This is a genomic window from Rhizobium sp. WYCCWR 11152, assembly GCF_013087615.1.
In the GTDB taxonomy this organism is placed as follows: domain Bacteria; phylum Pseudomonadota; class Alphaproteobacteria; order Rhizobiales; family Rhizobiaceae; genus Rhizobium; species Rhizobium indicum.
On the sequence record NZ_JABFCP010000008.1, the window covers coordinates 106,975 to 130,159 of the forward strand.

Annotated in this window: 25 protein-coding genes, 1 pseudogene and 1 riboswitch; of the genes and pseudogenes, 19 read left to right on the forward strand and 7 right to left on the reverse strand. The window is 61.3% G+C overall.

Features of this window, described 5'->3' with window-relative positions; translation table 11 throughout:
* The first annotated feature begins 49 nt into the window (after positions 1-49).
* The 7 genes from G9X67_RS10370 to G9X67_RS10400 all read left to right on the forward strand — a co-directional run bounded on the left by G9X67_RS10370 (position 50) and on the right by G9X67_RS10400 (position 4,372).
* A complete protein-coding gene (locus G9X67_RS10370) occupies positions 50-1,417 on the forward strand; it encodes a DUF3300 domain-containing protein (protein ID WP_138387450.1) in 1,368 nt (455 codons plus the stop codon).
* 20 nt (positions 1,418-1,437) lie between these two features.
* Positions 1,438-2,394, forward strand: a complete 957-nt coding sequence (locus tag G9X67_RS10375; protein WP_138387451.1) for a DUF2950 domain-containing protein — start codon at positions 1,438-1,440, stop codon at positions 2,392-2,394.
* An 82-nt stretch (positions 2,395-2,476) separates the two neighbouring features.
* On the forward strand, positions 2,477-2,710 hold the full coding sequence (locus G9X67_RS10380; RefSeq protein ID WP_003560207.1) for a DUF2171 domain-containing protein: 234 nt from the start codon (positions 2,477-2,479) through the stop codon (positions 2,708-2,710).
* 70 nt (positions 2,711-2,780) lie between these two features.
* Positions 2,781-2,990 (forward strand): DUF2945 domain-containing protein, encoded by a 210-nt coding sequence (locus G9X67_RS10385; RefSeq protein WP_171598630.1) that lies wholly within the window; start codon positions 2,781-2,783, stop codon positions 2,988-2,990.
* 37 nt (positions 2,991-3,027) lie between these two features.
* Positions 3,028-3,213 carry a DUF3008 family protein gene (locus tag G9X67_RS10390; RefSeq protein ID WP_003560205.1) on the forward strand — a complete coding sequence of 62 codons (186 nt, stop codon included), beginning with the start codon at positions 3,028-3,030 and terminating at the stop codon, positions 3,211-3,213.
* Between the two features lie 209 nt (positions 3,214-3,422).
* The gene (gene greA, locus G9X67_RS10395) at positions 3,423-3,905 is read left to right on the forward strand and encodes a transcription elongation factor GreA (protein WP_171598631.1); all 483 of its coding nucleotides are present in this window, start codon (positions 3,423-3,425) and stop codon (positions 3,903-3,905) included.
* A gap of 107 nt (positions 3,906-4,012) precedes the next feature.
* Positions 4,013-4,372 (forward strand): hypothetical protein, encoded by a 360-nt coding sequence (locus tag G9X67_RS10400; protein ID WP_171598632.1) that lies wholly within the window; start codon positions 4,013-4,015, stop codon positions 4,370-4,372.
* Positions 4,373-4,420: 48 nt separating this feature from the next.
* Here G9X67_RS10400 and G9X67_RS10405 read toward each other — a convergent pair whose 3' ends face one another.
* Positions 4,421-5,314: a LysR family transcriptional regulator ArgP gene (locus G9X67_RS10405; protein ID WP_171598633.1), complete on the reverse strand. Its 894-nt coding sequence runs from the start codon at positions 5,312-5,314 to the stop codon at positions 4,421-4,423.
* Between the two features lie 100 nt (positions 5,315-5,414).
* On the opposite strand from G9X67_RS10405, the gene G9X67_RS10410 reads away from it, so the two are divergent.
* Positions 5,415-6,023 (forward strand): LysE/ArgO family amino acid transporter, encoded by a 609-nt coding sequence (locus G9X67_RS10410; protein ID WP_138387508.1) that lies wholly within the window; start codon positions 5,415-5,417, stop codon positions 6,021-6,023.
* A 13-nt stretch (positions 6,024-6,036) separates the two neighbouring features.
* Here the strand turns inward: G9X67_RS10410 and G9X67_RS10415 are convergent, their stop codons facing one another.
* Positions 6,037-7,248, reverse strand: a complete 1,212-nt coding sequence (locus tag G9X67_RS10415; protein WP_171598634.1) for a LysR family transcriptional regulator — start codon at positions 7,246-7,248, stop codon at positions 6,037-6,039.
* Positions 7,245-8,129 (reverse strand): NAD(P)-dependent oxidoreductase, encoded by an 885-nt coding sequence (locus G9X67_RS10420; RefSeq protein WP_171598635.1) that lies wholly within the window; start codon positions 8,127-8,129, stop codon positions 7,245-7,247. The genes G9X67_RS10415 and G9X67_RS10420 overlap by 4 nt, the downstream gene beginning before the upstream one ends.
* Before the next feature lie 333 nt (positions 8,130-8,462).
* On the opposite strand from G9X67_RS10420, the pseudogene G9X67_RS34710 reads away from it, so the two are divergent.
* The 4 genes and pseudogenes from G9X67_RS34710 to G9X67_RS10435 all read left to right on the forward strand — a co-directional run.
* A pseudogene (locus G9X67_RS34710) lies at positions 8,463-8,599 on the forward strand (PIG-L domain-containing protein); the annotation flags it as partial.
* A 97-nt stretch (positions 8,600-8,696) separates the two neighbouring features.
* Positions 8,697-9,659, forward strand: a complete 963-nt coding sequence (locus G9X67_RS10425) for a VOC family protein (protein WP_171598636.1) — start codon at positions 8,697-8,699, stop codon at positions 9,657-9,659.
* Positions 9,660-9,661: 2 nt separating this feature from the next.
* Complete coding sequence (locus G9X67_RS10430) at positions 9,662-10,333, forward strand: 4-carboxy-4-hydroxy-2-oxoadipate aldolase/oxaloacetate decarboxylase (protein WP_171598637.1); 672 nt, start codon at positions 9,662-9,664, stop codon at positions 10,331-10,333.
* Positions 10,326-11,420: a 4-oxalomesaconate tautomerase gene (locus tag G9X67_RS10435; RefSeq protein WP_171598638.1), complete on the forward strand. Its 1,095-nt coding sequence runs from the start codon at positions 10,326-10,328 to the stop codon at positions 11,418-11,420. The genes G9X67_RS10430 and G9X67_RS10435 overlap by 8 nt, the downstream gene beginning before the upstream one ends.
* Here G9X67_RS10435 and G9X67_RS34950 read toward each other — a convergent pair.
* The gene (locus G9X67_RS34950) at positions 11,335-11,580 is read right to left on the reverse strand and encodes a hypothetical protein (RefSeq protein WP_246705389.1); all 246 of its coding nucleotides are present in this window, start codon (positions 11,578-11,580) and stop codon (positions 11,335-11,337) included. The genes G9X67_RS10435 and G9X67_RS34950 overlap by 86 nt on opposite strands.
* 73 nt (positions 11,581-11,653) lie before the next feature.
* Here G9X67_RS34950 and G9X67_RS10440 point away from each other — a divergent pair, with 73 nt between their 5' ends.
* Complete coding sequence (locus G9X67_RS10440) at positions 11,654-12,595, forward strand: LysR family transcriptional regulator (RefSeq protein ID WP_171598639.1); 942 nt, start codon at positions 11,654-11,656, stop codon at positions 12,593-12,595.
* A gap of 169 nt (positions 12,596-12,764) precedes the next feature.
* On the forward strand, positions 12,765-12,920 hold the full coding sequence (locus G9X67_RS10445; protein WP_003560194.1) for a hypothetical protein: 156 nt from the start codon (positions 12,765-12,767) through the stop codon (positions 12,918-12,920).
* A gap of 78 nt (positions 12,921-12,998) precedes the next feature.
* On the opposite strand, the gene G9X67_RS10450 is transcribed toward G9X67_RS10445, so the two are convergent.
* Both G9X67_RS10450 and G9X67_RS10455 read right to left on the reverse strand, forming a co-directional pair.
* Complete coding sequence (locus G9X67_RS10450; RefSeq protein WP_171598640.1) at positions 12,999-13,361, reverse strand: hypothetical protein; 363 nt, start codon at positions 13,359-13,361, stop codon at positions 12,999-13,001.
* A gap of 20 nt (positions 13,362-13,381) precedes the next feature.
* The gene (locus tag G9X67_RS10455; protein WP_171598641.1) at positions 13,382-14,383 is read right to left on the reverse strand and encodes a glycine betaine ABC transporter substrate-binding protein; all 1,002 of its coding nucleotides are present in this window, start codon (positions 14,381-14,383) and stop codon (positions 13,382-13,384) included.
* Positions 14,384-15,017: 634 nt separating this feature from the next.
* Here G9X67_RS10455 and G9X67_RS10460 point away from each other — a divergent pair.
* From G9X67_RS10460 to G9X67_RS10470, 3 genes are all read left to right on the forward strand, one after another.
* A complete protein-coding gene (locus tag G9X67_RS10460; RefSeq protein WP_171599038.1) occupies positions 15,018-16,472 on the forward strand; it encodes a cobyric acid synthase in 1,455 nt (484 codons plus the stop codon).
* Between the two features lie 98 nt (positions 16,473-16,570).
* A complete protein-coding gene (locus G9X67_RS10465) occupies positions 16,571-17,341 on the forward strand; it encodes an SDR family oxidoreductase (protein WP_138330019.1) in 771 nt (256 codons plus the stop codon).
* A gap of 378 nt (positions 17,342-17,719) precedes the next feature.
* Complete coding sequence (locus G9X67_RS10470) at positions 17,720-18,766, forward strand: adenylate/guanylate cyclase domain-containing protein (RefSeq protein ID WP_246705390.1); 1,047 nt, start codon at positions 17,720-17,722, stop codon at positions 18,764-18,766.
* 28 nt (positions 18,767-18,794) lie between these two features.
* Here the strand turns inward: G9X67_RS10470 and G9X67_RS10475 are convergent, their stop codons facing one another.
* The gene (locus G9X67_RS10475; RefSeq protein WP_171598643.1) at positions 18,795-20,585 is read right to left on the reverse strand and encodes a chloride channel protein; all 1,791 of its coding nucleotides are present in this window, start codon (positions 20,583-20,585) and stop codon (positions 18,795-18,797) included.
* Positions 20,586-20,845: 260 nt separating this feature from the next.
* Positions 20,846-21,243, forward strand: a riboswitch (cobalamin riboswitch).
* 376 nt (positions 21,244-21,619) lie between these two features.
* Between G9X67_RS10475 and cobU the strand changes: the two genes are divergently transcribed.
* Both cobU and cobW read left to right on the forward strand, forming a co-directional pair.
* Positions 21,620-22,129 carry a bifunctional adenosylcobinamide kinase/adenosylcobinamide-phosphate guanylyltransferase gene (cobU, locus tag G9X67_RS10480; protein WP_171598644.1) on the forward strand — a complete coding sequence of 170 codons (510 nt, stop codon included), beginning with the start codon at positions 21,620-21,622 and terminating at the stop codon, positions 22,127-22,129.
* Between the two features lie 4 nt (positions 22,130-22,133).
* On the forward strand, positions 22,134-23,183 hold the full coding sequence (cobW, locus tag G9X67_RS10485; protein ID WP_171598645.1) for a cobalamin biosynthesis protein CobW: 1,050 nt from the start codon (positions 22,134-22,136) through the stop codon (positions 23,181-23,183).
* The last annotated feature ends 2 nt before the right edge of the window (positions 23,184-23,185 follow it).

The following is a 23,185-nucleotide window of genomic DNA, read 5'->3' on the forward strand; positions in this document are numbered from 1 at the left end:
CAATAGTCGACAGCCTACACACCATGTCTGACCGCAAGGAGGATTTGAGATGGCTAGACCTCACGCTTTGTTACTCGCCACGGGCCTGTTCCTGCCTTTTGCAGGGTTCCCGTTTTCGCCACATCTGACGCTGACCGCCGCCGCGCAGGAGCCGGCCGCTTCCAATCCCGTCACGGCGGAAGACGACGCGCCGGCGCCTCTGAGCGAGGACGAACTCGAAATCCTGGTGGCGCGGATCGCGCTGTATCCGGACGAACTGGTTGCGCTCGTCACGTCGGCGTCGCTCTATCCGCTGCAGGTCGTGGAAGCAGCCCGGTTCCTCGAAACCTTGAAGAAGCAGCCCAAGCTCAAGCCGAAGACGACGTGGGATGGCAGCATCGTATCGCTGCTGAATTATCCCCAGATCGTGACGATGATGAGCGAGGATCTGGACTGGACGCAGTCTCTCGGAGAGGCGCTTTCCTACCAGCAGAAGGACGTTCTGATCGCCATACAGCAACTGCGCGACAAAGCGGTCGCCGACGGCATCATCAAGACCGACGACAAGATCAAGGTCAGCCAGGAGAACGACAACGTCGTGATCGTCTCCGCCAGTCCTGAGAAGATCTACGTTCCGCAATACGCGCCGGAGATGCTGTATGAACCGAACTATGTGGCCGAGCCTATCGGCTACTATTCCGAGCCGTATCCGAACTACTACTATCCGACCGCCACCTTTTTCGCGGGCGTGGTGACGGGAGCGGTGTGGGCCGCCGCCGTCGACTGGAACCGCTGGGGCGTATGGGGCGGGCGCTGGAACGGCAATGTCGATATCGATTGCAACAACTGTTTGAACAACATCAACGGCAAGGTGAATATCAACGACGTCGACTGGAAAAACGTCGACCGCAGCAAGATCGGGTTCGACAGCGCGCAGTTCAACAAGATCGACCGCAGCTCCTTCCGGACCAGTATCGAGGCGAACGCCAGCAACAGGGTCGGAGCAAGAGGCAACGACCGTGCGAACACGCTCCGCGACAAGCCAGGCAAAGTCAGTGTCAACGATGTTCGCAAGAGTAAGATCGATGCGGACAGGGTAAATGCTGCTCGCAACAAGGCAGCCAATACAGGCGCGGCGGCTGGGGGCGGGAAGGTAGCGCAGGCTGCGCAGAACCGCAGGCCCGACGCAAGAACACCGAACAGGGCTGCCGAAAACGCAAGGCCCGGGGTCAACGCCAAACGCCCGGTCGCAAAGCCGAAGCCTGCGGCCCGGGTCGACAGCCGGCCCAGAAAGCCTTCGGCGCTCGGTCAGGTCGACAGCGGCAAGCGCGCTCAGATGCAGTCCAGCCGCGGCAGACAGGCCATGGCCGGAGGCAACCGCGGTGGTGGCGGTGGAGAAATGCGCCGCGGCGGTGGCGGCGGCGGCCGTCGTCGATAACCAGAAGAAGGAGGAAAGTCATGACAAAGTCAGTCAGAAACATGCTTCTGGGTTCGGTGTTCGCTCTTGCGGCTCTCGCCACCAATCCGGTTCCGGCATCTGCAGCAGAGCCATCCGATGCGACCGTCATCTCGGGCTTCGCTTCGCAGAGCGATCCGCCCATATTCGAGACGCCGGAACAAGCCGTCGACGCCTTCAAGGCGGCGCTAGCGGCTGATGATTTCGACAAGTTCGCGGCGCTGCTGGGTATTGATGCAGCGAAAGCGAAGGCAGGCGAAGGGGTGATGGACACCTATGCCCAAATCCGCGACGGCACGAAGAAGAAGATCGTCGTGAAGGACGTCGATGGCCGCAAGATCATCGAGATCGGCGACAAACTATGGCCTCTGCCATTTCCGATCGTGAAGGGCGACGATGGCAAGTGGGGTTTCGACACCTATGCCGGGTTCGAGGAGATCATCAATCGTCGCGTCGGCGAGAACGAATTGCAGACCATCGACACGATGCAGGCCTATGTTGATGCCCAAAAGGAATATTCTTCCGCTGACCACGACGACGACGGCGTTCTCGAATATGCCCAGAAACTGATCAGCAGCGACGGCAAAACCGATGGTCTCTATTGGTCGCCTGATCTGGGCGAGGGGGATAGCCCGGCGGGCAACGCTCTCGAAGACAATGCCGCGCTTGATAAGGCCAAGGCCGGCGAAGGTTATTACGGTTATCGCTACAGGATCATCGACGGCCAGGGACCGAACATCGCGGGCGGAGAGTTCGACTATGTGATCAACGGCAACATGATCGCAGGATTCGCCCTTATCGCCTGGCCGATCCGATATGGCGAAACCGGCGTGCACACATTCGTCGTGAACGCGAACGGCACGGTCTACCAGGCCGATCTCGGCCGGGAGACCGAAAAAATAGCTGCTGGCGTCAGGACCTTCAACCCGGGTGACAATTGGGACGTGACTCCTGATTGAACGAGGGTCTCGCGTGTTGGGAACCAAGTTTGCTCCACCTCGTTGCCGCTTCGTACCTGACAATGATGCAAAGGAGGAAACGATGATTTCCGCAGATCAGATCCGTGAGCATATGGAAGTGCGGGCTGCCGACGGCACCCATGTCGGCTCAGTCGATCATCTCGACGGCCCCACGCGCATCAAGCTGACGAAGCTCGACTCGGAAGACGGCAAGCACCACTTGATCCCGATCGATTGGGTCGATCACGTGGATGCTCACGTCCATCTGTCGAAGAACGCCAGGGATGTCCGGATGCAATGGGCTACCATCAACTGATAGCCGGTCGGCTGCGGCTTACCGGCCGCAGCCTCCACACTTTTCGGCATCATGCTCAAAGGAGCCCGCCATGTCGAAGCAATTAAAGAGCGGCGATGAGGTAAGCTGGAATACCAGCCAGGAAAAGACCGAGGGCAGGGTAGTCAAAAAGCAGAGCACTCCGACGAAGATCAAAGGCCACAGCGTGAAGGCATCGAAGGCCGAGCCGCAATATATCGTCGAGAGCGACAAATCGGGAAAGCGCGCGGCACACAAACCTGACGAACTCAAGAAGCTTTGACGCCCGCGGCCGTTCTGTTCGAGCAAAGGAGATCGATATGCCAGCCAAGTCCAAGGCCCAGCAGAAGGCGGCAGGCGCCGCACTTTCGGCCAAGCGTGGCGAGACGCCGAAGAGCGAACTCAAAGGCGCCTCGAAACAGATGGTGGAATCCATGAGCGAGAAACAGCTCGAGGAATTCGCCTCCACCAAGAGGAAGGGCAAACCCCAGCACGTTTCGAAATAGGGGTGCCGAGCACCGCCGTTGCAGGACGTTCCCGCCGCTTAACAGCTACGCGGCCGTGACCCTTGAGAGCGGCTGCCTCTGCCGCCGGCGACGCTCCCTATGAAGCAAGATTGGCGGTTCGTCGGCGGTCGGTGTATGGTTCCGACGATCGTTTCGAGGCAATTGCCCATCAGCTAGAAGAGCGCATTGCGCTAAAACGGAGTCCGAGATTGGCCGTCGCTTTTACCAAGGAAGAGAGTTTCGAAACCGCTTCGGAAACCCTGCTGCCCGATCGTCCGATTTCGGCGCATCCGAACCTCGTCACGGAAGCGGGGTTGAAGGCCCTGGAGCTGCACTTCCAGCAGGCCCGCGAGGCCTATGATGCTGCGAGCACCATCGACGATGTGAACGAACGGCGGCGGCAGACAGCCAATCCTCTGCGTGATCTTCGCTACTTAGCGGCAAGACTGCGCACTGCCCAGCTCATGCCTGACCCCACGTCAATCGACATCGTCGCCTTTGGTAGCACGGTGACTTTCCGCCGTGACGACGGGCGTGTGCAGACCTATCGCATCGTCGGAGAGGACGAGGCTGATCCCAAGGCCGGATCGATTTCCTACGTCTCCCCGGTGGCGCGGTTGCTGATGGGCAAGGCTGTCGGCGATGTGGTGGAGACAGGCGGCCAGGAACTGGAAATCATCGCCATCGCATAGGAGAGTGCTATTCGCGTAGCTCTCATTATTTTAGTACCGTTTGGTACTTTATTTATCGAACCTTTACCATCCGTGGCTAGAACGATGGCACTCCATCATCGAAAGTCATGCTCATGGTCAGCGCAATTTCCAGTTCTGCATCCTCCATTTTGAGTTCAGCCGTTTCAACCTCGTCTTCCAGTTCGTCGGATCAGCTTGCCTCTCTCGAGGCACAGCTTGCCGAAAAGAAGGCAGCCCTGTCGGAAACGCAGGACGAGCAAGAGAAGGCCACGATCGAAAAATCTGTCGATACGCTGGAAGCAAAGATCGCCAAGCTCGAAGCGAGCGAGAGCAGCCAAACTCAAGCGTCTGCTGCATCGAAGCCCGCCGGCGAAGCTCCGAAAGAACTCTCCGGCGAAAGCGAGCGTATCGGCACGACGAATTTTGACGAGACCAGCAAATTCGGCAGCCGGACGGCTTACGTCTGATAAAAGCGACCCGGTCACCGGGATGATGCTGCATTTTTGAGTGATGCATCAAAGACGGCGCTTGGCCACGGTGACGACTTCGCGTGTCAGATCCGCCAGGCGGTCGGCGGCGAGGCGATTGATCTGCCAATAGAGCGGGACATCGAGCGGCGTGTCGGGCACCAGCTCGACCAGCCGTCCGGATGCGAGGTGCTCGCAGGTCAGTTGGGTCGGGTTCATTCCCCAGCACATGCCCGAAAGGCTGGCCTCGACGAAGCTCTGCGGCGAAGGCAGCCAGTGGGTGGGGTAATCGAGATCGCGTCCGAATGTTCGCCTGATCCAGCTGCTCTGCAGCCTGTCCTTTTGATTGAAGGTCAGCGCGGGAGCGTTGCGGATCGCCTCTGATGTCACGCCCTGCGGAAAATAGCGTGCGACGAAGTCGGGGGTTGCCGTTGCATGGTAACGCAGAACGCCGAGTGCAAAACGCCGGCAGCCGCGGACCGGCTTTTCCAGGCTGGTGACGGCGGCGATCACCCGCCCGCGCTGCAGCCATTCGGCGGTGTGGTCCTGGTCGTCGACGGCGACGTTCAGCAGATAGGAAGAGCTTTTGGCAAAATTCGACATCGCCTCGACGAACCATGTCCCGAGGCTGTCGGCATTCGTCGCGATTTGAAGCGTGACCCTTTGGCGTGGTTCGTCGGGATCGACGAGGGCCGGCAGTTGTCCGAAGAGTTCGGCTTCGAGCATGCCGACATTCTCCATATGGCGGCAGAGCCATTCTCCCTTTTCCGTCGCCGTGCACGGCGTGCCCCTGACGATGAGGACGACGCCGAGACGCTCTTCGAGCTGCTTCACGCGCTGCGAAATGGCCGAAGGGGTCACGTTCAAGGCGGTCGCAGCTCTTTCGAAGCTGCCTGTCTGGACAATCGTTGCGACGGCGCGAAGAGCGGGATAGTCGAGCATGGATTAGTTTCACTTAATCTGGGTAAGCTGGATTAATTAGCCTAATTCTCGAAATAGCGATAGCGCAACCTCACCGAAATGAGGGGCGTTGGCCGAAGAGATGAATTTTTCGATCTATGGAACCGGCCTGATGATGGGCCTCAGCCTGATCGTCGCCATCGGCGCGCAGAACGCCTTCATCCTGCGCCAGGGCTTGCGCAACGAACATGTCTTCGCCGTCTGCCTCGCATGCGCGATATCGGATGCCGCGCTGATCGTGCTTGGCGTAACCAGCCTCCATCAAATCGCCAGGTTCATGCCCTGGCTCGATCCCGTCATGCGCTACGGCGGAGCCGTATTTTTGATCTGGTACGGGGCAAGAAGCCTCTATTCCGCCTTGCGGTCGTCCGCCGCTCTGACAGCCGGGGAGGCCAAAACGTCGAGCTTTCGGCAGACGCTGGCAACCTGCCTCGCACTCACCTGGCTCAATCCGCATGTTTATCTCGACACCGTGGTGCTGCTCGGCACGATATCGACACGATATCCGGGAGAGCAGGCTTCTTTTGCGGCAGGGGCGGTGACGGGGTCCTTCCTGTTCTTTTTTTCGCTCGGTTATGGCGCGAAGCGGCTGCGGCCGATCTTCTCGAAACCCTCATCCTGGCGCATGCTGGAAACGCTCGTCGCTTTCACGATGTGGATCATAGCGTTCAAGCTGCTGGGCGGGTTGTGACCGCCGATCCGCTTCACCGCGTTTCGGCGGCCGACTCCTCGTTCGACGAGACGAACCTCAGGAATAGTTCCTGCGCGCGCGTCGGCATCCAGTTGACGCGCAGGGTGAGGCCGATCGGCCGTGCGGTGTGGCTGAGGTCGAGCGGCAATGCCTTGAGGAGGCCGCGTGACAATTCCGCCTGGGCCTGCAGATAGGAAATGCAGCCGAGATGGTCCGTTCCGTTCAGCAGTTCGCGCATCAGGATGAGCGAACTGGACTCGACGATGCTTGTCGGCGGGTGGTCCAGGCCCTCGAACAAGGTGTCGAAATGCCGCCGGATCGGCGTGCCGCGCTGGCCGACGATCCATGGATAGGCCGCGAGTTCCTCGACCGAGAGCTCGGAGCGTGCCGTCAGCGGATGGTTGCTGCCGGCAACTATGACCAGCGTATCGTTGAACAGGAAGCGTTGCTCGACGTCACCGATCGGTGCGGGATCGCGCAACGCGCCGATCAGGAAATCGATCTCGCCGCGCCTGAGGCCGGCAAGCAGATCGGCATAGGGACCTTCCAGAATGTGGATCGGCGTGTTCGGACGGAACTTCCGGAACTCGGCAATAGCTCTCGGAAGCACGAAGGAGCGTGAAAGCGGCATCGCACCGACGACGATCCGGCCTGCTTCTTCCGAATGTGTTTCGGCGAGATCCACCTCCGCCTGCGCCAATTCGGCAAAGGCGAGGCGTGCGGCCTGGGCGAGCGTCCCGGCGGCGCGGGTGGCGACGATGCCGTAGGAAGTCCGCTCGAACAGCGGGCGGGCGGCTTCCTCCTCAAGCTGCGTCACCGCCCGGTGAACGGTCGGTTGTGCCAGGCCGAGCCTGCGAGCGGCAAGCGTGAAGTTCTCGGCCTCGCGCACGGCGATGAGGGCCCGCAGCTGCGAGGACGTCGCGACCATGCGAAGGCGGGGGCTGAGTTCATTGAGGGCCGGATCGAGGAAACCGAAGGCTCTTCGTACGCGCTTTGCGAGGACATCGCCCTGCGCATTGGCGAACAGTCCTTGCGGGGTCCTGGTGAACAGGGTCGTGCGCAGGCCGCGCTCTATCTTGGAGAGCGCCTGCGTGACGGCGGGCTGCGAGAGATGGCAGACATCGGCGGCCCGGGTCACGGAATTGGTGTCGACCACTGCCAGGAAGACCCGGAGGTGGCGGAAGTTGTGCTGGACTTGCGATGCCTGAGATGCTGTCGGATTCAAGTCAAATTACGCTCCAGAATGGCATCCGCCCGCGCTTCCAGAGAATTCTCCTCCGTGCGGATGTCCAATTCGCCGATCTGCCGCTGCCAGTCGGTCGTTGCCGAGGCCATGCGGTCCGGCAGGCCGAGTTCCCTGAGTGTCGCGGCGACTTCCTGCATCTCCGCCGCCCGCCGCCTCCCATGGGCCATCATGCGTTCAAGGTTGTAAGCTGCGCGCGCGGTCCAGTCCATCCCGGGATCAGAAGCCTGGAGAGAGGCGAGCACTGCCTTCTCGACCCCGGCGCGGCGCGCGGCAAGCAGGCATTCCGCGGTCAGCGCTTCGAAACCCTTGATCATCACCGATCGGAGCATCTTGATCGAGGAGGCCTGCCCGACCTCGTCTCCCGCGGTCTGGACGTTCATGCCGAGGTCGAGGAGCAGGCGTTGCGCGCGGTCGGCCTGTGATCCGGAGATCAGCAGCGGCGTTCGATGACGGGCGGGATGGACGGGCGACATCACGGCGACGTCGACATAGATGGCGCCGGCGGCTTCGACGAGCTTGGCGGCGGCCGCCTTCGTCGCGGGGGAGCAGGAATTGCAGTCGAGATACAAGGCGTCCCTGTCGAGGAATTCGGCGGCGCGCGCCGCAGCTTCCAGAGAGCGATCCGCAGTCACTAGACTGAAGACGGTGCCGGCGCCCGCCAATGCCAGTCCCGGAGTTTCGGCGCAGTCGACGCCAAGGTCCGAACAGGCCCGGAGCAAATCGCTACGCTGGGATGGATCCTCCACCTTTATGTCGAATGTGGAGATCCTACCGGGGGACGCAGCGCCATTCTCGGATATCCAGCCCGACACAAAGGCCTGCGCTGCTTCGCCGAATCCGATCGTTGCAATCGCCGACATCGGTTTTTCCCTTTCCCCATGCTGCCGGGCAGCTCGTTCCTCGAAGTGAAATTGGGCAGGCAGGCGCGGTCCCGGCCGCGCCTGCCGCGAGAAGGCATATATGTGATGCCTCGACATGGGTCTTCGAGCCTGATCGTAACGTTAGGCTGTCCGGATGTGAGGGAAATGCCCATTTCAAAATGATCGGCGAGATATAAGAAAAAGCTATAGTTCGCTGCCCGAGGGGATCCGCTGAGGCTTTCCTATAGCGAAAACTTATGAGATCGGCGCAATTCCAAATTGGCAAACGGCAGGCTGAGGCATGAAATCCCGTCAACTAGGAACGAGATATTCATGTCGGAAAAGAAGACGGCTCTCGTCATCAGCGTCCATGTTGCGGATTTCGTCTGGCGCTGCGGCGGCGCAATCGCGCTACACGCCAAAGGGGTTACGACGTCACGGTCGTGTGCCCGTCCTTCGGAGAGCGCGGCAGTCCGGCGGACGCGGCGCCCAATATGCGGAAGGCTTTCAATCGGTCTTTCCGCGCACGGTCGACGAGCTCTGGCCGGCCAAGGGAGGAGGAGATAGATGGAACCTTGTTTCGACATTGCGCATCTGGCGCACGTCGAGATGTATTCGAACAAGTTCGAAGAAAGTCTCGACTTTTTTCTGCGGGTCTACGGCCTGAGCCTTGCCGGCCAGGATGAGAATTCCGCCTATCTGAGGGCATGGGACGATTACGAGTTCCATACGCTGAAGCTGACGCGTCATCACACGACCGGCGTCGGGCACATCGCCTACCGGGCATCGTCGCCGCAGGCGCTCGAGCGGCGGGTGAAGGCGATCGAGGCGAGCGGCTACAAGGTTCTGGGATGGGTCGACGGCGATCTCGGCCATCACAGCGCCTTCCGCTTCGAAGATGCGTTCGGGCATGTGTTCGAAATTTATTACGACACGGTCCGCTACCGACCGCCCGACGATGAAAAGCCGGCTCTGAAGAATATCGCACAGCGCTATCACGGTCGAGGATGCCACCCCCGGCGTCTCGACCATCTCAATCTTCTGGCGTCGGATGTTTCCGAGTTCAGGCGGTTCATGGAGACCTGCCTGGGGTCCCGGGTGACCGAGATGATCCAGCTCGACAACGGCAGTGTGGGCGGCTGCTGGTTCACCATCAACAACAAGGGCTACGACCTTGCCTGCACCGAGGAGCATGGCCGCGGCAACGCCCGTCTTCACCACGTCACCTATGCGACAGACACGCGGGACGACATTCTGCGGGCGGCCGACATCTTTCTGGAAAACGGCGTCCACATCGAGACCGGCCCACACAAGCACGCCATCCAGGGCACGTTCTTCCTCTACGTCTGGGAGCCGGCCGGCAATCGCGTCGAGCTTGCCAATGCCGGCGCGCGTCTCATACTGGCGCCCGACTGGGAACCGATCGTCTGGACCGAGGCCGACCGGAAAAAGGGGCAGGCCTGGGGGCTGAAGACGATCGAAACATTCCACACCCACGGCACGCCGCCGGCGGACAAGAACGGAGCATAAGCATGAGCATCGTCGTACAGAACATACCACGGGCGGAAGCTGATGTGATCGACAGGCTTGCCAAATCAGGCGTCGCGACGGTCCACGAAGCCCAGGGGCGCAAAGGCATGCTCGCCAGCCATATGAGGCCGATCTATTCAGGCGCGCAGATCGCCGGCTCCGCCATCACGATCTCCGCACCGCCCGGTGACAACTGGATGATCCATGTGGCGATCGAGCAGATCCAGGCCGGCGACATCCTGGTGCTTTCGCCGACCTCGCCCTGCGATAACGGCTATTTCGGCGATCTGCTCGCCACCTCGGCGCGGGCGCGAGGTTGCCGCGGCCTCGTCATCGACGCCGGTGTCCGCGATATCAGGGATCTCACCCAGATGCAGTTCCCGGTGTGGTCCAAGGCCGTGTCCGCGCAGGGGACCGTCAAGGAAACGCTCGGTTCGGTCAACGTTCCGATCGTCTGCGCTGGTGCCTTCATCGAAGCCGGCGACATCATCGTCGCCGATGACGACGGGGTGTGCGTGGTGAAGCTCAACGAGGCCGAGGAGGTTCTGACTGCTGCCGAGAAACGGGTGGCGAACGAGGAGGCCAAGCGCCAACGCCTCGCCGCCGGCGAACTCGGGCTCGATATCTATGACATGCGGCCGAAGCTCCGGGAGAAGGGGCTTAAATATGTATGAGGACGGCATTCCCTGTCTCTGGATGCGAGGCGGAACGTCGAAAGGCGCCTATTTCCTGGCTAAGGACCTGCCCGGAGATCCCAACGAACGGGACGCCCTGCTGCTTGCCATCATGGGCTCGCCGGACCCGCGGCAGATCGACGGGATCGGCGGTGCCGATCCGCTGACCTCCAAGGTTGCGGTGATCTCCGCCTCTTCGCGCGAAGACGCTGATGTCGACTATCTCTTTCTGCAGGTCTTCGTCGACCAAGCGCTGGTCAGCGACGCGCAGGGGTGCGGAAACATCCTTGCCGGCGTCGGTCCGGCCGCCATCGAGCGGGGTCTCGTCAAGGTGTCGGGCGAGGTTACGCCGGTCCGCATCCACATGGTGAACTCCGGCGAGGTCGCCGTCAGCAGGATCGAGACGCCGAACGGTGAGGTCAACTACCAGGGCAAGGCCGAAATCGCCGGTGTGCCGGGAAGCCACGCGGCGATACCGCTGCTCTTCGTCAACATTGCTGGCTCGATGTGCGGCGCCCTTCTTCCGACAGGAAACGAGGTCGATGTCATCGACGGCGTCGAGGCGACGCTGATCGACAACGGCATGCCCTGCGTGATCATGCGGGCCTCGGACTTTGGGCTTTCTGGAGAAGAAAGCCGCGAGGCGCTGGAAGCAAATGAGGGACTCAAGCAGCGTATCGAAGCCATTCGCCTCAAGGCTGGACCGATGATGAACCTCGGCGACGTCACCGCCGCGTCCGTTCCCAAGATGACCCTCGTGTCAGAGCCCCGCGTCGGCGGATCAATCGGAACGCGCAGCTTCATCCCGCACAGGGTTCACGCCTCGGTCGGCGTGCTCGCCGCCGTCACCATTGCGACGGCGACGCGGCTCGGCCGTTCTCCGGCGCATGCACTGGCACATGCTTCCACAGACGGCCGTTACCGGATCGAGCATCCCACAGGTAACATGGAGGTGTTCCTCGATCTGGCCGAGGACGGCTCTGTCCAGGGGGCGGGGACGATCAGAACAGCGCGCAAGCTGTTCGACGGACGAGTGTTTGCGAATGTGCCGACCCGCCCGAGCCTTGGTCAAAAGCGTCTCGACTGATTGGCCGAGGCGTGTCCATCTCGCGCTGGCAATCTGCCAGCAGATGTGGCGGAAAACGCCTTAGCTCCCGGAGCGCATGTTCATGGTTCGCATCCCTGCGCCTCTGCGACTTGAATGCGGAAAGGGCCTGTACGATATTCCAGATGCTTGTTTGAGACATGTCGGGCCTCCTTTGCTGCATTTAGCTGCCGACGCCCGAAATATGAGTGTCAATTGACATTCAATCAAACAAAATGATATGGGGTTATAAATCAGAAAAATTGAAAGATGCGACGATGAGCATTCCATTTCGCCGTCCCATTCCGCTGCTTGACAACGAGGTGCTGCGCACTTTCGTGGCGATCGCAGAGACAGGCAATTTTTCGACCGCCGCCGAGGCGGTCTTCCGTACGCCGTCGGCGGTGTCGATGCAGATCAAGAAGCTTGAAGAACAACTGGGGGCGACGCTGTTTCTGCGCGACGCCCGTTCGGTATCGCTGACACGCCACGGCGAGATGTTGCTGTCCTATGCCCGCAACATGCTGGCTCTGTCGAACGAGGCGGTGTCGCGCTTCATCATGCCGGAGCTTAGCGGCGTCGTGCGGCTCGGCGCGCCGGAGGATATCGGCGAACGGCTGCTGCCGAGCATCCTGAAGAGTTTTGCCGAAAGCTATCCCGGCATCATGGTCGACGTGACCATCGACATGAGCATCGGGCTGAAGAAGCGCATGGAGGAGCAGCGGCTCGACCTGGCCTTGATCAACTGTGCGACACGGCCGTTCCCGACGGGCGGAGAGGTGGTGTTCCGCGAGCGGCTGGTCTGGGCCGGCGCCAAGTGCGGTTCGGCGCATCGGCGCGATCCGCTGCCGATCTCGATCTGGGAAGACGGCTGCATCTGGCGCCAGGAGGCGCTCTCCCAGCTCGAACGCAACAAGCGGCATTATCGCGTCGCCTATCTCAGCGGCCACACGATGGCGCAGCGCGCCGCCGTACTTTCCGATCTCGCCATCGCGCCGCTGCCGCTGTCCTATGTCAACGAAGACATGGCGATCCTTGGACCTCAGGAAGGCCTGCCGGAGCTCGGCGCCTTCGACATCCGCCTGCTGACCGCCTCGCAGGTGTCGGGGCCGATCGAGACGGTTGCCGACAGCATTCGCGGCGCCTTTGCCGAGAGAGCAAAGGCGGTCGCCGCCTAGCTGCATCGGACAGGATTATGCGCCGATCGAAAGTGATGGCGCGTCCTATCGGACGCGTGTCTCTAGCGGGTATATTTATAGCCAGTGAACCTTTTGGTTTGTCGTGCGTTATTGGCGCGGGACGGCAATTGTCGCCGTTCGGGGTTGATTTCAAACAAGGATATCCGAGATGACGACAACGGCCAAAATTGCCGCAGCTTTTATGGTTCTTCTTGCCCTTTCCTCCTGCGGCAACACGATCCGCGGCATCGGAAAGGATACCGCAAATACCGTGAACGCCACGCAGGATGCCGGCCGCTCGGTCGACCGCGCCGCGAAGAAGTAACGACTGTTCAGATTGCTGCTAGAATCACCGGATCAGATGCTGACCGGGGGATCAAGTGTTGGCCGGGTCCGGATCATCCTAACGGATGACCGGGGGATAAAGCTTTTCCAGCCCGCCGGATCGGTCGAGACCGGTCCGGAAGGCCTGGTAGACGGGATGTTGGCTGGAGCGGGCGGTTTCCATCAGCCGGATCTGCAGCCGGTCCGGCGCATGACTTCCGAGCCAGATTCCAAGATTTTCGAGTTTCAGCGAATTCAGGAAACGCGATCCGGCGGCGAGATCGAGATGGCGGCGCAGGCCGTCGAGCAGGTTGTCGTCCTGGGCGGCGTTTTCCATGAGCAGCGCCAGGTAGGACTTGTCGGTCTCCGACAGTGCGGCGAGCTTTTCCGCAACGGTATCGCAGTCGGGAAAGGGAACATTGCCTGTCATCGAATCGTCCATGCTTGATCGTGTTTTGGCCGTTATAAGCTCGCCTTGACCTTCTCGGCTACATCGACCGGCACCCATTTCGTCCACAGACTCTCGTAATTGCGAAGGAAATAGATCGCGGCATCCTCGTTGCTTTCGCGGTTTTCGTCCTGCCAGGCGAGCACCTGGTTGATGGTCGCATTGTCCCATTTGCGGGTCTTGAGATAGGTCGTGACAGGTCCGGTGCGGCTGGCGAAGGACCTGGTCATTAGTGTGAAGGCGCGCGAGACCGGGTAGGAATTGACTTCGGGCCTGGCGCAGCCGGCAACCGCGGTACAGCGGTCCCATTCATTCTTGTTATGGCCGACGCCGAAGCTCAGGCGCGTCATGTCGTATTTGCCGAGGATGGCGGTCGGCGCCCAGTAATAACCGAGCCAGCCGACCTTGTTGTCGAAGGCGCGGGCAATCGACGCATCGAGCCGTTCGGGGCTGCCGGTTTCGACAAGCTCGAAGCCCTTCTTGTCGGCGGCAAGCGCCTTGAACAGATTGGTGGTCGATATCTGGCAGCTCCAGTCGGCGGGGCAGTTGTAAACTGCTCCTTTCGACGGGTCGTCTTCGGCGGGGAAGAGTTCGGGATGCTTCAGCGCGTCCTCGACCGAGCGGATGTCGGGGTGGGCGTCGGCGACAAATTTCGGGATCCACCAACCCTCGACGGCGCCATCGGCCAGGATTTCGGCCCCCTGTACCAGCCGGCCGGTGTTGACAGCCTGATCGAGCAGGGACCTGACGGAATTGATCCAGTATTCCGAGGCGATGTCGGGGGTGCCTTTCTCATTCATCGAGGCGAAGGTCGGCAAGGTGTCGCCATCGACAATGGTGACGGAACAGCCGTATCCCTTTTCCATGATGATCTTGTCGAAGCTCGCCGCAATGCCTGCCGAGGCCCATTTCATTTCGGCGATCGAAACGCTGCCGCATTCGGCGGCTTCAGCCGGCGCGACGATAGAAAGAGCCGCGGCAAAGACGGCCGGAATCAGAAACGTCTTCATCGTCATTCCCCGAATTCTTCTTAGGCGGACGCGCAGGCTCTGAAATCTACCGACAAATCTCTCCGGCACCCGAAGGGAAAATGCCTGCCGGGCGATACCGCAACAGGCTTTCCGGTTCATGGGCAGGCCATGTTCAACAATGGCGCATTTTGACGGAGCCTACGCGTTCGCTCGCAGAAATCAACCACTTCTGCTCATGGTTGCGTGACTAAATTATTGAATTCGAAGAATTTATATCGGCATCCCGAAAATGGCGCCCTCTGGTGAAATGCACGCTCTTCGCGACCGGCGGCGGCTCTCCGGCAGAAATTTCGACGAGAATGTCAAAAAAGATCAAAATTAACATTTGCGTAAGCCTTCAATAACTCTCCGGTAAGAATGTGCCGTTATCAGTTGGGGCGTGGCAGCAATGACCGCCGCTTCTCCGGTTCAGGTAGTGCGTACCGGAGAAAGCGAGCTTCGCCGTGTAAGGGCGAAGACGCCTGAGTTTTCGGCAAACCGCGCAGAGCCAAAGGCCATGCGCGGTTTTCGCGTTTGCGTGAGAACTTGCCCCAAGCCAAGTCTTGACCCGAGCCAAGCTTGACCCGAGGTTGCCGCCCATTGTAGGCCTCGCCTGAACGAGAGGCGAATGCGGGCCATCATGGCAAGAGCGATCATGCTGCAGGGAACCGGCTCCGATGTCGGCAAGACGGTGCTGGTTGCGGGCCTCTGCCGGCTGGCGGCCAATCGTGGGCTGACGGTCCGGCCGTTCAAGCCGCAGAATATGTCGAACAATGCGGCGGTCGCCGATGACGGCGGCGAGATCGGTCGGGCGCAGTGGCTGCAGTCGCTGGCTGCGCGCACGCCATCCTCGGTGCACATGAACCCGGTGCTGCTCAAGCCGCAATCGGAAAACGGCAGCCAGATCATCGTGCAGGGCAGGGTGTTCGGCCAGGCGAAGGGGCGGGACTACCAGCGGCTGAAGCCTGAGCTGCTCGGCGCCGTGCTCGAAAGTTTCGAAAAAGTGGCTGCAGGCGCCGACCTCGTTATCGTCGAGGGCGCCGGATCGCCGGCCGAGATCAATCTCAGGGCCGGCGATATCGCCAATATGGGCTTTGCGACGCGGGCCGGCGTGCCTGTCGTGCTCGTCGGCGATATCGACCGCGGCGGTGTCATCGCCTCGCTGGTCGGCACGCATGCGATCCTCGAGGATGACGACCGGGCGATGATTGCGGGCTATATCATCAATAAATTCCGCGGCGACGTCTCGCTGTTTGACGACGGCATCCGCGCCATCGAAGGCTTTACCGGCTGGCGATGCTTCGGCGTCGTGCCGTGGCTGCCGGGTGCTGCGCGCCTGCCGGCCGAAGATTCGGTCGTGCTCGAACGGCTGGCGAGGGGCGGGGCGGGCGCGCTGAAGATCGCCGTGCCGGTGCTGCCACGTATCGCCAATTTCGACGATCTCGACCCGCTGCGGACCGAGCCGGATGTCGAGCTGGTCTTCGTGCGATCAGGCGCGCGGATACCTGCCGATGCGAGCCTCGTCGTGCTTCCCGGCTCGAAATCGACGATATCGGATCTCGCCGACTTCAGGGCTGAGGGCTGGGACCGCGATCTCCAGGCGCATGTCAGGCGCGGCGGCCGGGTGATCGGCATCTGCGGCGGCTATCAGATGCTCGGCCGGATGGTGCATGATCCGCTCGGCATCGAGGGCGGGACGCTCGAGACGCCGGGGCTTGGGCTGCTCGACATCGAGACCGAGATGGCGCCGGAGAAAACCGTGCGCAACAGCCAGGCTCGCTCGACGGAATATGACGCGCCGCTTGCCGGCTACCAGATCCATCTCGGTATCACCCGCGGCCCGGATTGCGATCGGCCTTCGGCAATCATCGACGGCGCGCCCGACGGGGCGATTTCGGCCGACGGCCGGATCATGGGCACCTATCTGCACGGGCTGTTCGGCAGCGACAGCTACCGCGCTCGGCTGCTTCAAAGCTTTGGGCTATTGGGCGAGCAGCGGAATTACCGCGAGAGCGTCGAGCAGGCGCTTGACGAGATCGCCGGAGAATTGGAACGTCATCTCGATCCGCACTGGCTGGCCGGGCTGCTCGGTTAAGCCGAATGCGTCTCCGGTCTCGTCGTTCCTCTATTGCCAAATTAGTTGACTGAGTCCATTAACTGTCGCGACGGACCCGGTTGAGAGCGACGAAAATGATGAGCATATTGGACAGATTTTCACTGGCAGGTCAGGTGGCGCTGGTGACCGGCGGCGGGCGTGGTCTGGGCTTCGAGATGGCGCGCGCCCTTGCCGAGGCCGGCGCGCATGTCATCGTCAACGGACGCACGGCGGCGACGCTGAAAGACGCCGTAAAGGCTATCCGTGTAGCGGGTGGCACGGCGGAGGCGGCCGCATTCGATATCGCCGACCGCGATGCCCAGCGTGCTGCGATGGCCGATATCGACAAGATCCATGGTCGCCTCGATATTTTGATCAACAATGTCGGCGCCCGCGACAGGCGGCCTCTGGCCGAATTCGACGATGATGCGATCATCGAGCTGCTGCGCACCGACCTGGCGGCGGCGATGACGCTTTCGCGCGACGCTGCCGTGCTGATGAAGCGACGCAATCACGGCCGCCTGATCGCGGTGACCTCGATCAGCGGCCATGTCGTCATGCCCGGCGACTGCGTCTATCCGGCAGCCAAGCAGGGCCTGACCGGACTGATGCGCGGCATGGCGGTCGAATTCGGCCCGCACGGGATCACCAGCAATGCGATTGCGCCCGGCTGGTTTGCCACCGAGACGAATGCGGCGATGGCCGCGAACGAGGAATTGATGCCCTTCGTGCGTCAGCGCATCCCGGTTCAGCGCTGGGGGCGGCCGGACGAGATTGCCGGCGCGGCGCTGTTTCTGGCAAGCGACGCCGCTTCCTTCGTCAATGGCCACGTACTGACGGTGGACGGCGGCATGACGGTGAGGATGTGAGATATCCGCAGGCGCTGCGGCACCGTCTTTTATTTCTGCCGCACTCTCCACCGCTTCTCGTCGGCAGGCAATAACGGCAACGGCAGGTATTATTCCTTCAGCATGCCCTGTGGTTGTCGTTGCCGGAGTCAGTGGCTAGAAATATCTGCCTGACTCGACTATTGGTTGACTTGGCGCCGCCCCGGTTGGCCATCGCCGTCCATTTGCCCGATTTCCGACCATAAACTGCGTCGGTCATTTGGAGGTTCGGAAATTAACAATCATATTCAGTGGCTTATAGAACACGGAATCACAGCTGAGCATATTGGCGAGCTGATAGCCGGATTGTGCGATCGGCTGATCGCGGATGGCTTTCCGATCTGGCGGGGAAGCATTTCAATGCCGTCAATTCATCCCATGTATGGCGGCGTCTCGGCCAATTTCGTGCGCGGCGGTGCGACCACGATCGAGAATGCCGAATATGGCACTGCGGGAGTGCTGAATTTCGAGAAGACCCCGATCTATTTTCTTTTGGGTCGTGGCGAAACGTCAGGTCGATGGAACATCGCCAAGGGTGAGGGTGTCGATAACTACCCGCAGCTTGCGGAATTCGCGCATGGTGGCGGCACGGATCATCTGGTGAGCCTGCTGGAGTTTCCGAAGGAGGCTGCGTTGCGCGGGGTCAGTCTGTCTCTCACAAGCGACAGGCCGGGCGGATTTTCTGATAATCAACTGGCGATCGTCGCGAAGCTCTTCCCGGCGTTGGGGCTGGCTTGCTACCGCATCGCGGCATCGAAAACCGCATCGGATATCCTTGCCGTCTATACAGGCGCCAAGACAAGCGCGCGCATCCTTGCGGGCGAGATCCAGAGAGGAAAGGGTGGCTCCATCAATGCTGCGATCCTGCTTGCGGATCTCAGGAATTTCACGGCGTTGACCGAAGTCTATCAGCCAGGCGAAATTGCCGGGTTTCTGGACGAGCATTTCGAGCTGATCGGCCGGCATGTCGAGGAGAATTCCGGCGAGATCCTCAAGTTCATGGGCGACAGCGTGCTGGCGATCTTTCCGACCGATGCCGAAGACCAGCAAAAGGCGTGCATGGCCGCACTGGCTTCGGCAAGGAATATTCTGGAAGCCAACAAGGTGCTGAACGGTCAGCGGAGGAGCGATGGAGGTCCTGACATCGGTGTCGACGTCGTGCTGCATCTCGGCGAGGTTTTCTATGGAAATATTGGCGCGCGCGGCAGGCTTGATTTCACGGTGATCGGCAGGGCCGTCAACGAGGCCTCGCGGCTTGAAAAGCTCTGCGGCACGCTTGAGCAAGACCTGCTGATGTCGGAGAGCTTCGCGACCACCTGCGCCGTGGCTTGCGAGTATCTGGGTTCGTTTGAACTGCGCGGCGTTTCGAAGCGGGCCGACGTGTTCAAGCTCGCCGACGCCGTCTGAAGCGTCGATCCGATCGGCGCGACGGCGCTCAGATCTCGCCTGAGACCTCTCGGCGGCGGCGGTCGAGTTCTTCGCTGTAGCGGCGCAGCGTATAGCTTTCGCTGAGCTGGCCGATCACCTTGCGTTCGATCAGGTTGTTGACGACGGCGAGCGCTTCGCTTTCGCTCTTGTCGAAGATCGCCGCCGCCTGCCTGGCATTCATCTGCGGCTGCAGGAAATCGTTGCGGTAGTGGATAAAATCGGCAAGCGTCTTGCCCTCGTCCTGAGCGTCGGTCGGGTTCGCGTAGATCTCCGGCACCAGCACGAGGCCTGCATATTTGTCGCTCTCCTCGACGAGGATGACGCGCTGGGTCGAGCCGATCGGGAAGGCCTGCTTGAATTCCTCCAGAGAGATGCCCGCCCTTGCCGTCTTGACGTCGGCGCGCATCAGCTTGTCGACCGTCAGGTTGCGGATCCAGCCGACGTCATGGGCGCTGCGGATGCTTTCTCCGCGCAGATGGAACCGCCATGTGGCGAAGGAGTAGCCGAAGGTCGAACGCACGACGAGCGAGGAGGTGATGACGGCAGCGAGCACCAGTGCCGTGATCGGAAAATCGCCGGTGATTTCGAGCGCCAGGAACGTCATGGTCAGCGGCCCGCCGATGACGGCGACGGCAAGCGAACTCATGCCGACCACGGCATAGATGACGGGCGTCAGCGTCGCATCGGCGAAATAGGGGCCGCAATAGGCGAAGAGCTTGCCGAGCAGGGCGCCCATGAATAGCGAGGCGAAGAACAGTCCGCCCCTGAAGCCGGAGCCGATCGAGATCGCCGAGGCGAAGGATTTCAAGAGGAAGAGGCCGATCAGCGTCGGGATCGCCACCTCATGAGAAAGGTTGAGATGCAGCGCGCCATGGCCGGCCGAGAGCACCTGCGGCGAGATCATCGCCAACAGCCCGACGATGATGCCGCCGAGCGCCGGGCGGAAGGGTGGGGCGATCGAGCTCTTGCGCGCCAGCTCCTCGACAAAGGCGACGCCCTGCATGATCAGGATGCCGACACCGGCGCAGAAAGCACCGAGCAGCAGCGCCGGGATATAATCGGCCGGCACGACTGAACCGAAGCTGCCGATATCGATGGTGAAATCGCTGCCGGCAAGCAGCCTTGCGATCAGGGTGGAGACGAGGGCGGAGACGACGACAGGCGTCAGCGAGACGATGGTATAGGTGCCGATGATCAGCTCGAAAGCATAGAAGGCGCCGGTCAGCGGCGCGTTGAAGGCGGCGGCGATGGCGCCTGCCGCGCCGCAGCCAACGAGGGTGCGCAAGTCCGAGCGGCGAAGCTGCAGCTTCAGGCCGAATTTCGAGGCGAGTCCGGCGGCAAGCTGGGTATAGCCGGCCTCCAGGCCGACGGAGGCGCCGAAACCGTTGGAGATCAGGTTCTGCACGGCAACGATGATGCTGTCGGTCAGGGACAGGCGACCGCCATGCAGCGCATTGGCCTCGATCGGGTCGACCATCGGTTTCTTGCGCCGTTTCGCCAGCACGAAAAGCAGCAGGCCGAGCAGGGCGCCGCCGATGACGGGGGCGGTGAGCAGCAGCAGCTTGTTTTCGATCTCGGACGAGCTCAACCTTTCGCTGTCGGCGATGCCGAAGACCAGCTGATGCAGCTCGTTGGAGACGTAGCTCATGCCGGTGACGGCGAGACCGGAGATGACGCCGACGACGGCGCCCGCAAGCGACAGGCCGACCTCGCTACGGCGGGCCAGCGCCCGCAGGCGTCCCGGATCGAAGAAAACACGCAGCGCGCGGAAACGGCGCCGATCCAATTTCATAAGCATGGCTAGACAACTAGGCGGGGAGAGGCCCGGTCAAGGGCGGAGATGGTCGCGCAGTCCGCTTGCGACGCAATTGCGGCGAAAAGCCGGCGGATGGAATAAATTTTTTATGACGTAAGCCTCTGATAAATGACGATATTTAAGGTAGAGTAAGTCGTGCTTGGGTAAGTGCGTCGCGTGGCTGGCGATCGGGCGGCCGCCAAGGCCGGTTGACTTCATCCCTGCGCTTGCCTAACCATCCCGATAACGGATGGTCGACTGACCATCCTGACATAACGGATGGTTCCGGATCGGTGTTGCGCCCTTCCGGATGAAAAGGGAATGTGACGGGGCGGACCCAAGCCGGGCGCCTTCATCACAGCCGACCCCGCGACTGTAGAGCGGTCAGGGTCTTCCATCCGGCATCAGGCCCTTCCGGCCGGCGGCTTGCAATAATGCAAGCGGGCGGGATGGGTGACATGCCGGAAAAGCCACTGGATATGCATGGTGATCAACCGGGGTCGGACGCCTCTCAAGTCTACGAATCGTCCACCTTTTCACTGATGCAGCCGGGAAGGCGAGGATGATCCGCTGGCACGATCAGGGCGACCGGTTTCCGGTCTGCCCCGATCGCGGCCGATAACCGCGAGCCAGGAGACCTGCCATGCGTGCCGGGCGAGAAGCCCACACCTGGGCAATATGCCCGTTGCCAGCACGGAGGTTGTCTTGGCTGAACGATTGAATTCGGCGCGGCCTGGTGCGGCGCATGCCACGCCTCCAAGCAGCGCTGCAAGAGGAGTGTTTTCGGCCGCTTATGTCGAATGCTGGGTACCCCCCTCTGTCCTGCCGGACATCTCCCCCACAAGGAGGGAGGTCGGCAAGCCGCACGACCGTCGTGTTACATCAATTGTTTGGAGAAAAGCTCTCGGCGATTCAATCTCCCCCCTTGTGGGGGAGATGTCCGGCAGGACAGAGGGGGGTGTCACACTCTCAGTAGCCGAGAAAGGTGCACTCGGAACAAGCCACGGCTACGCACTCTCCCTGAGGGGCTTTTGAGTATGACCGCCACCTTCATCCTCGGCGGCGCACGTTCCGGCAAATCCCGTTTCGCCGAATCCCTCGTCACAGCGACCGGCCTCGACCGTCACTATGTCGCGACCGGCCGGGCATGGGACGAGGAGATGCAGGCGCGCATCACCCAACACAAGGCCGATCGGGGTCCGTCCTGGACAACGCATGAAGAGCCGCTCGATCTCGTCGGTAAACTCGCCGCCATAGACGGCGAAGGGGGCATCGTGCTGGTCGATTGCCTGACGCTCTGGGTCACCAATCTGATGATGGAGGAGCGGAATATGGCGGCGGAATTTGCAGCCCTTGCCGATTTCCTGCCCGCCGCGAAGGCGTGGCTTGTTTTCGTTTCCAACGAGGTCGGTCTCGGCATCGTGCCGGACAATCGCATGGCGCGGGATTTTCGCGATCATGCCGGCCGGCTGCACCAATCGATCGCGGCGAAGGCCGCCGAAGTTTATTTCATCGCGGCAGGCCTGCCGCTGAAAATGAAGGGTTAAGTCTATGAACCAGCAGAAGATTCCCGCAACCGTCATCACCGGCTTCCTCGGCGCCGGCAAAACGACGATGATCCGCAATCTGCTCACCAATGCCGGCGGCAAGAAGATTGCGTTGATCATCAACGAATTCGGCGATCTCGGCGTCGACGGCGACGTGCTTAAGGGCTGCGGTGCGGAAAATTGCACCGAGGATGACATCATCGAGCTCACCAATGGCTGCATCTGCTGCACCGTCGCCGATGACTTCATCCCGACGATGACGAAGCTGCTCGAGCGCGAACAGCGTCCCGACCATATCGTCATCGAGACCTCGGGCCTTGCTCTGCCGCAGCCGCTGGTCGCCGCCTTCAACTGGCCTGATATCCGCACGCAGGTGACTGTCGACGGCGTCATCACGGTGGTGGATAGCGCCGCCGTTGCCGCAGGGCGTTTTGCCGATGACCATGATGCTGTCGATGCGCGCCGCGCCGAGGACGAGTCGCTCGATCACGAAAGCCCGATCGAGGAGCTGTTCGAGGACCAGCTTACCTGCGCCGATCTCATCGTGCTCAACAAGACAGACCTGATCGACGCTGCCGGCCTTATCAGGGTGCGCGACGAGGTCGCCTCCCGCACGGTGCGCAAGCCCGTGATGATCGAAGCGAAGAACGGCGAGGTGTCGGCCGGCATCCTGCTCGGCCTCGGCATCGGCACGGAGGACGATGTCGCCAATCGCAAGTCGCATCACGAGCTGGAGCATGAGGACGGTGCGCCGCATGACCATGATGAATTCGACAGCTTCGTCGTCGAGCTCGGACCCATTGCCGATCCCGCTGGCTTCGTCGAAGCGCTTAAGGGCATCATTGTCGCCCATGACGTGCTGCGCCTCAAGGGTTTCGTCGATGTCTCGGGCAAGCCGATGCGCCTCCAGATCCAGGCCGTCGGCAGCCGCATCGACCATTATTTCGACCGCGCCTGGGGCGCGAGCGAAAAGCGCGCCACGCGCCTTGTCGTCATCGGCCTGCACGAAATGGATCAGGACGCGGTGAGGGCGGCGATCGAAGCGCTGGCGTAACC